We start from the raw sequence: 830 nt of genomic DNA on the forward strand, positions 1-830 counted from the left end.
GTTACGTTCAAATCTTTCAACAGATCACAGGAAAAAAACATATAGCTCATATCCTGAACTTGACTCGTATTCCAACCAGTTACGTTCAAGTCTTTCAACGTATTACACAAACAAAACATATAGCTCATATCCTGAATTTCCGAACAATCTGCATTCCCAAAATCCGCAGAGGTGAGTGTGGTATTAGGAGTATACCCGCCACTACCCGACGGACGAGCAAACAAATCCTTAAACGTCCCTACCAGCTTAACAGGCGTCTCCCCTTCACCAGCCGATTCAATCTTGAAGGTTTGCGTTACCGCCTCAGTCTTATTAGCCATCTGATTTTTCAACACAGTTCCCAAATCAATTTCCACTGGTTTCCCATAAATCTTCGCCGGAACGGTGATATGGGGCGGATCACCATTGTAAGAGGTAATCTCCATATAGCTTCCTTTATCATCAAACCCCCATCCCTCAGCAGTAGGATTATCTAAAGTCTTAATCTTATAAGTATGATTTGTTGCTGTCTCAGCCAAGTCATTATGCGCTGCAATGAAAGCCTCTGTTGAATCATACATTGCGGCAGAATCATCCTTCACCCAACGAGAGTCCGCATCAAGAAGCCCACGTAAGCCAGTATCATTTTTAAACTCAAAGTATGAAGACAGTGTCAATGTTGAAAGGTTGTCGCTGAATAAAAACATTCGTTTCATATCCTGAACTTGACTCGTATTCCAGCCGGATAAGTTTAGGTCTTGCAACTGAATACACCCACTAAACATATAGCTCATATCCTGAACTTGGCTTGTATTCCAGCCGGATAAATTTAAGTCTTTCAACTCACTACA

At 41.7% G+C, this 830-nt stretch carries 1 protein-coding gene; it reads right to left on the minus strand.

Annotation, left to right across the window (positions count from 1 at the left end):
* Nucleotides 1–830: BspA family leucine-rich repeat surface protein (locus tag A5875_RS10645; protein WP_176244658.1), on the minus strand; the 830-nt coding region annotated here is incomplete at both ends.

Origin of the sequence: Enterococcus sp. 3H8_DIV0648 (assembly GCF_002140655.1) — a bacterium.
Lineage (GTDB): Bacteria > Bacillota > Bacilli > Lactobacillales > Enterococcaceae > Enterococcus_A > Enterococcus_A hulanensis.